Here is a 7,377-nt window from a genome sequence, read left to right on the forward strand (position 1 = left end):
CCCCGCTTCGCGTGCGGTTGCGCCTGCGCGCACACGCGACGCCGCGGCGCCGGATTCCGAGACGCCGCCAGGCGGCGCGAGCCTCGCTGCCGCGCAGGCGCGCGTGGCCGATGCCGATCACTGAATTGCCCATCGATCGTGCCGCGCGCCGCGCGGCCGTTTCCGAACCTGTCTCCCAAACGATATGAACACTCCCGCTCCTACCGGTTTCCGTTGCGGCATGATCGCGATCGTGGGCCGCCCGAACGTCGGCAAGTCGACGTTGATGAACGCACTCGTCGGCCAGAAGATCAGCATCACGTCGCGCAAGGCGCAGACGACCCGCCACCGCATCACCGGCATCAATACGTTCGACGACGCGCAATTCGTGTTCGTCGATACGCCGGGTTTCCAGACCCGCCACAGCACCGCGCTGAACCGTTCGCTGAACCGCGCGGTCACGTCGACGCTCACCTCAGTCGACGTGATCCTGTTCGTGATCGAGGCCGGCCGCTTCGGGCCCGACGACCAGAAGGTGCTCGACCTGATCCCGCCCGGCATGCCGACGCTGCTGATCGCGAACAAGATCGACCGCGTGACCGACAAGGCGACGCTGTTCCCGTTCATGCAGCAGATGAGCACGCTGCGCGAATTCACCGAGCTCGTGCCGCTGTCGGCGCAGCGCCCGGAAGACATCAAGCGCCTGCTGGACACGATCAAGCCGTACTTGCCGGAAGGCGAGCCGATCTACGGCGAGGACGAGCTGACCGATCGCAGCTCGCGTTTCCTCGCAGCCGAAATCCTGCGCGAGAAGGTGTTCCGCTGGACCGGCGACGAACTTCCGTACACGAGCACCGTGCTGATCGACAAGTTCGAAGAGGAAGGGCGCCTGAAGCGCATCTTCGCGACGATCCTCGTCGAGCGCGATTCGCACAAGGCGATGGTGATCGGCAAGAAGGGCGAGAAGCTCAAGCAGATCAGCACCGAGGCGCGGATGGACATGGAGAAGCTGTTCGACGGCCCCGTGTACCTCGAGACCTTCGTGAAGGTGAAGAGCGGCTGGGCGGACAACGAGGCGGGGCTGCGCGCCTATGGGTACGAATGACGCGCTGACGTCGACTGAAGACGCGGTGACGGCCGGCGCGAACGACGCGCCGCTGCCGGCGCCGCCTGAACCGCCGCGCAAGGCGCGGCGCGCGACGTCTCGCACGTCCGATTTCCGTGTCGCCGAGCAGCCGGCGTACGTGCTGCACAGTTACCCGTATCGGGAAACGAGCCTGATCATCGACGTGCTGACGCGTGATCATGGCCGGCTCGCGCTCGTCGCGAAGGGCGCGAAGCGCCCGCACTCCGCGCTGCGCGGCGTATTGCAGACCTTCCAGCCGCTGCTGCTGTCCTGGTCCGGCAAATCCGAAGTGCGCACGCTGACGGGCGCCGAGTGGGTCGGCGGGATGCTGCCGCTCGGCGGCGACGGGCTGCTGTGCGGCTTCTACGCGAACGAGCTGCTCGTGAAATTCTGCGCGCGCGAAGATCCCCAGCCGCCGCTCTTCAATCATTACGTGCTGACTCTTACGCGCCTCGCACACGGCGAGCCCGCAGTGCAGGTGCTGCGCTCGTTCGAGCGCGTGCTGCTGCGCGAAACCGGCTACGCGATGGCGCTGAACCGCACGGTCGCACGCCGCGCGGTCGAGCCTGATCGTCGCTACGTGTTCGATCCCGAGCGTGGCGTGCGCAATGCGGACGATGAAGTCCCATCACACTGGCCGGTCATTTCCGGACAGACGTTGCTCGATATGGAGCAGGACGATTACCATCGAGCCCAGACGGTTGCGCAAAGCAAGACGCTGATGCGCTTCCTGCTGAACACCTATCTCGGCGGTACGCCGCTTGCCACGCGTCAGATCCTGATCGACCTGCAAAACCTATGAGCTTCTTCCTGACAACGCCCACCGCCATCGACCTCGGCGTGAACATCGACCACGTCGCGACGCTGCGCAATGTGCGCGGTACGACCTATCCCGATCCGATCCGCGCGGCGCTTGCCGCCGAAGAAGCCGGTGCGGATGCGATCACGCTGCACCTGCGCGAGGATCGCCGCCACATCGTCGACGCGGATGTGCGCAAGCTGCGCCCGCTGCTGAAGACGCGCATGAACCTCGAATGCGCGGTGACGGCCGAGATGCTCGATATCGCATGCGAAGTGCGCCCGCACGACGCGTGTCTCGTGCCGGAGAAGCGTGAGGAGCTGACGACCGAAGGCGGTCTCGATGTCGCCGGCCACTTCGAGGCCGTGCGTGCGGCATGCAAGCAGCTTGCCGACGTGGGCGTGCGCGTGTCGCTGTTCATCGACCCGGACGAGACGCAGATCCGTGCCGCGCACGAAGCGGGTGCGCCGGTGATCGAGCTGCATACGGGCCGTTACGCCGAAGCGCACGACGAAGCCGAGCAGCAGCGCGAATACGAGCGCATCGTCACGGGCGTTCAGGCCGGCGCGCAGCTCGGCCTGAAGGTCAATGCCGGTCACGGCCTGCACTACACGAACGTGCAGCAGATCGCCGCGATCGACGGTATCGTCGAACTGAACATCGGCCACGCGATCGTCGCGCATGCGATTTTCGCGGGCTGGGACAACGCGGTGCGCGAAATGAAGGCGATCATGGTCGCCGCGCGCGTTGCCGCGCTGCACGGCGGCGCACGCTGAAGATGAAGTGCCGCCGCGCGTCGCGCGTCATGCCCGACCTGGTCCGGCCGGGTCGCACCGGCGAGTACTGACATGGCGATCTACGGCATCGGTACCGATATCGCCCAGGTGAGCCGCATCGCGGCCGTGCTCGAACGCACGGGCGGCCGGTTTGCCGAAAAAGTGCTGGGCCCCGACGAACTGCGCGTGTTCCATGCGCGCCGTGCCCGCTCCGAGGCGCGCGGCATCGCGTTCCTCGCGACGCGCTTTTCCGCGAAGGAAGCGTTCTCGAAAGCGATCGGGCTCGGCATGCACTGGCCGATGACGTGGCGTGCGTTGCAGACCCTCAACCACCCGAGCGGCGAGCCGTACGTGGTCGCGTCGGGCGAGCTGGCCGACTGGCTTGCCGCCCGCGGCATCACGGCGCGCGTGACGGTCAGCGACGAACGCGACTACGCGGTGTCGTTCGTGGTTGCCGAGACGGACGCCGCGCCTGCACCTGTTTCCCGAACCTCCTCCTGACGGAATTCCCGATTCGATGAAAACGACTCCCGGCCCGGTCATGCTCGACGTCGTCGGCACGGCCCTGTCGCGCGACGATGCGCGGCGTCTCGCGCATCCGAATACCGGCGGCGTGATCCTGTTCGCGCGGCATTTCCAGAACCGCGCGCAACTGACCGCGCTGACCGACTCGATCCGCGCGGTGCGCGAAGACATCCTGATCGCCGTCGATCACGAAGGCGGGCGCGTGCAGCGTTTCCGCACCGACGGCTTCACGGTGCTGCCTGCGATGCGCCGCCTCGGCGAGCTGTGGGATCGCGACGTGCTGCTCGCAACGAAGGTCGGCACGGCCGTCGGCTACATCCTGGCCGCCGAGCTGCGCGCATGCGGAATCGACATGAGCTTCACGCCCGTGCTCGACCTCGACTACGGGCACTCGAAAGTGATCGGCGATCGCGCGTTCCATCGCGATCCGCGCGTCGTCACGCTGCTCGCGAAGAGCCTGAACCACGGGCTGTCGCTCGCCGGGATGGCGAACTGCGGCAAGCATTTCCCCGGGCACGGCTTCGCGGAGGCCGACTCGCACGTCGCGCTGCCGACCGATGACCGCACGCTCGACGCGATTCTCAAGCAGGACGTCGCGCCGTACGACTGGCTCGGCTTGTCGCTGTCGGCGGTGATTCCCGCGCACGTGATCTACACGCAGGTCGACAAGCGGCCGGCCGGTTTCTCGCGCGTATGGCTGCAGGACATCCTGCGCGGGCGGCTCGGCTTCACGGGCGCGATCTTCAGCGACGACCTGTCGATGGAGGCTGCGCGCGAAGGCGGCACGCTCACGCAGGCGGCCGACGCCGCGCTCGCGGCCGGTTGCGACATGGTGCTCGTCTGCAACCAGCCGGACGCGGCCGAGGTCGTGCTGAACGGGCTGAAAGCGCGGGCAACGGACGAGTCGGTACGACGCATCAAGCGGATGCGTGCGCGCGGCAAGGCGCTCAAGTGGGACAAGCTGATCGCGCAACCCGAGTACCTGCAGGCGCAGGCGCTGTTGAGCAGCGCACTGGCCTGAGCGGGGAGAGGATGGCGCGATCTGCGCCATTCCGGTCACCGAAACAAAAAGCCGCGCAATTGCGCGGCTTTTTTTATGGACTACTGCCGGTGCGAACCGGACGGTTTCAGGAATCAGGCAGGTCGGTGAAGCGAGTATTGATGCAACTAACGGTCAAGCCTTGCCAGTGCCTGCGAACATTGCCGACCGCTCAGTTCACCTTCATTCGCTGCAGCTTGTTGTACAGCGTCTTCGGGCTGATGCCGAGCAGCGTTGCCGCGCGGTGGCGCGTGCCGCCGACTGCGTCGAGCGTCGCGCGGATCAGCAGATCCTCGACGTCGGACAGCGGCGTGCCGACCTTGATCTGCACGCTGCTGCCGTTCAGCGCGGCGCCAGCCGAGAAGCTCGGCTCGCCTGCGCGCAGCGTCTCGATGAAATCGCCCGATGCATCGTACGCGAAGCGCACACGCTCCTGCAGTTCGCGCACGTTGCCCGGCCACTCGTAGGACAGGCACTCCCGCACGAAACCTGGTGCCGCGCGCTTGTCGGTCGTGCTGCGGCCGGTTGCGCGCGCGTCGCGGTTCAGTTCGTCGATCAGCGCGTCCGTGATCGCGAGCGCGTCGCCGTCGCGTTCGCGCAGCGGCGGCATCGTGATCGATGCCGCATCGAGGCGCAGCCAAAGGTCCTCGCGCAGCGTGCCGTTCGCGACCGCTTCGCGTGCCGGGCGGCGCGTCGTCGCGATCAGCCGGAAATCGCTCGTGATCGAGCTCGTGCCGCCGATCCGCATGAAGTTCTGCGAATCAAGCGCATGCAGCAGTGCTTCCTGCAGCACGAGCGGCAGTGCGGTGATTTCGTCGAGGAACAGCGTGCCGCCGCCGGCCTGTTCGAACAGGCCCGATTCGCGGCGCTCTGCGCCGTCGAACGCGCCGCGCTCATGGCCGAACAGCACGCTGTCGAGCGATGCGCCATGCCGGCCGGCATGCGCGATCGTCCGGCAGTCGAACGACACGAACGGCCCCTTGCGGCGCCGGCTCAGGTCGTGCAGCGTACGCGCGGCCAGCTTCTTGCCGGTACCGGCTTCGCCCGAGAACAGGACGGCCGTTTCGGTGCGCGCGTTGTGCTCGATCATGTCGTACACGTGCTGCATCGCGTCGCTGCGGCCGACCAGTGCGCCGAAGCGGCCGAGGTGGCGCAGCGACGCGCGCAACGACTGCACTTCGTCGATCAGTTCGTAGGGGCGCGGGATTCGCGCGAGCAGGCTGCGCAGGCGCGGAATGTTGATCGGCTTGAGCAGGTAGTCCCAGATGCCGTGACGCAGGCCCTCGATGGCGCTCTCGACCGTCGCATTGCCCGTCAGCACGATGACGGGCAGCGAGCCGTTCGGCTGTTGCTGCGGCAGGTGCTGGAGCAGGTCGAACCCGCTGCCGTCCGGCAGGTTCAGGTCGACGAGAACGACATCGGGAATCGAGCGGCCAAGCGCCGTGCGCGCTTCGGCGAGCGACGTGGCCGTGTCGACCGAGAAGCCGTCCGCGGCGAGCAGCGCGGTGAGGCCGGACAGACTGTTGGGATCGTCTTCGACAATCAGGGCGTGTGGCATGGTGGACGCGAGTCGAGTCAAGAGAGGCGGGCTGTCGGCCAACGGGGCCGCAGCCGCATGTCAGATTAAAAACTGATTTTATGCCCCGCTGAACGCGTAACGAGCATTATTTCTCCGGCGCTATAAAACAGTTACCGATGATACAAATTGAATATCTTTACCGGTGGATTTTGTGCTTTACATGAGCCTGACTCCCGCCCGGTTGTTGGCGCCGGACAAACAAAAAGCGCCCCGAAGGGCGCTTTGTTCGATGCGGGTATCGCTGGCGATTACGCGCGGCTGCGGTATTCGTTCGTACGCGTATCGATTTCGATCTTGTCGCCGGTGTTGCAGAACAGCGGCACTTGCAGTTCGAAGCCCGTTGCGAGCTTCGCGTTCTTCAGCACCTTGCCCGACGACGTGTCGCCCTTGACTGCCGGTTCCGTGTAGGTGATCTCGCGAACGAGGACCGTAGGCAGTTCGACCGAGATCGCCTTCTCGTTGTAGAACACGACTTCGCAAGCCATGCCGTCTTCGAGGTAGTTCAGCGCTTCGCCCATCATTTCCGCTTCGACTTCGAACTGGTTGTAGTCGGCGTCCATGAACACGTACATCGGATCGGCGAAGTACGAGTACGTCACTTCCTTGCGGTCGAGCACGACGACGTCGAACTTGTCGTCAGCCTTGTAGACCGCTTCCTGACCTGCGTTCGTCAGCAGGTTCTTCATCTTCATCTTGACGACGGCGGAGTTACGGCCCGACTTGTTGTATTCAGCCTTGGCGATGACCCATGCGTCGCTGCCGATCTGCACGACGTTGCCTACGCGGAGTTCCTGTGCGGTTTTCATAAAAAACTGTCCTGATCAAATCAAATAAATAGGTGCCTGAGCGTTGCGCAACGGCTGACGGCGCAAGCGGTGCGTTCCGGTGGACGCCAAAAGCGAGCGCTTGCCTGGTCAGCCGTCGGATAACCGCTTATTTTAACTGAGATTTTGCGTATTCCGCCAGCTTTCCGGCGAGATCGCCGACGGCCGCGAGCGCATCGGCCCAGCGGGCGGCGTTGGCGTCCAGCGCGGCGCGGTGCTGCCAGAAATCGGCCCAGTCGGGCGTGCCGACGCCGTTCCACGCGTGCCAGAACCGCTCGAGGGCCGCGCGCGGGGCATCGGCGAGGCCGGCCGACAGGTGCGCGAGCGCGGCGTCGAGCTTCGGCAGGTGCACGTCGTCGGCCTGCGGGTAGATGTGCCACACGAACGGCTTGCGGGCCCACTGCGCCCGCACGAACGAATCCTCGCCGCGTACGAAATTGACGTCTGCCACCCACAGCAACGGATCGTAGTCGGCCTGGGGGACGAACGCGAGCCCGTGCGCAGCGAGGTTACCGCTGCGCGCATGCGTGCCCGCGCCGAACGACTCGACCCCGAAAAAACGTGCGACGGCAGGTGCCACGCGGCCGGCCGGCACGAGTGCGACGACCGGCGACGGGCCGTCGCGCCATTGCGCGAGCAGCGCGTCGACGGCCGGATTCCCGTACCCGAACAGGCCGCCGCCGGTCGTGCCGGTGGCCGGCGGCGCGCCGCCGGGACCGGCAGAGCGTCG

The 7,377-nt window shown here is 66.1% G+C and carries 8 protein-coding genes; 5 read left to right on the forward strand and 3 right to left on the reverse strand.

Annotated elements, in window-relative coordinates:
- Nucleotides 1-184: 184 nt before the first annotated feature.
- The 5 genes from era (at nt 185) to nagZ (ending at nt 4,226) form a co-directional block, all read left to right on the forward strand.
- Entirely contained in the window at nt 185-1,084 is a 900-nt protein-coding gene (gene era, locus G3N93_RS30400; RefSeq protein ID WP_069256156.1) for a GTPase Era, read from the forward strand.
- Nucleotides 1,071-1,907 carry a DNA repair protein RecO gene (gene recO, locus G3N93_RS30405; protein WP_011351416.1) on the forward strand — a complete coding sequence of 279 codons (837 nt, stop codon included), beginning with the start codon at nt 1,071-1,073 and terminating at the stop codon, nt 1,905-1,907. Before era ends, recO begins: the two co-directional genes overlap by 14 nt.
- Nucleotides 1,904-2,680, forward strand: coding sequence for a pyridoxine 5'-phosphate synthase (gene pdxJ, locus G3N93_RS30410; protein WP_174944478.1), 777 nt, complete (start codon nt 1,904-1,906; stop codon nt 2,678-2,680). Before recO ends, pdxJ begins: the two co-directional genes overlap by 4 nt.
- Before the next feature lie 72 nt (nt 2,681-2,752).
- Nucleotides 2,753-3,181 carry a holo-ACP synthase gene (gene acpS / locus G3N93_RS30415; RefSeq protein ID WP_011351418.1) on the forward strand — a complete coding sequence of 143 codons (429 nt, stop codon included), beginning with the start codon at nt 2,753-2,755 and terminating at the stop codon, nt 3,179-3,181.
- A gap of 16 nt (nt 3,182-3,197) precedes the next feature.
- Nucleotides 3,198-4,226, forward strand: coding sequence for a beta-N-acetylhexosaminidase (gene nagZ, locus G3N93_RS30420; RefSeq protein ID WP_206134610.1), 1,029 nt, complete (start codon nt 3,198-3,200; stop codon nt 4,224-4,226).
- A gap of 190 nt (nt 4,227-4,416) precedes the next feature.
- Here nagZ and G3N93_RS30425 read toward each other — a convergent pair whose 3' ends face one another.
- From G3N93_RS30425 to earP, 3 genes are all read right to left on the reverse strand, one after another.
- Complete coding sequence (locus G3N93_RS30425; RefSeq protein ID WP_206134611.1) at nt 4,417-5,802, reverse strand: sigma-54 dependent transcriptional regulator; 1,386 nt, start codon at nt 5,800-5,802, stop codon at nt 4,417-4,419.
- A 269-nt stretch (nt 5,803-6,071) separates the two neighbouring features.
- Nucleotides 6,072-6,629: an elongation factor P gene (gene efp, locus G3N93_RS30430; RefSeq protein WP_011351421.1), complete on the reverse strand. Its 558-nt coding sequence runs from the start codon at nt 6,627-6,629 to the stop codon at nt 6,072-6,074.
- A gap of 127 nt (nt 6,630-6,756) precedes the next feature.
- Nucleotides 6,757-7,377, reverse strand: a 621-nt coding sequence (gene earP / locus G3N93_RS30435) for an elongation factor P maturation arginine rhamnosyltransferase EarP (protein ID WP_206134612.1), incomplete at its 5' end; no start/stop codon positions are given.

The sequence above is a fragment of the Burkholderia sp. Se-20378 genome, from assembly GCF_017104665.1.
GTDB lineage: Bacteria > Pseudomonadota > Gammaproteobacteria > Burkholderiales > Burkholderiaceae > Burkholderia > Burkholderia lata.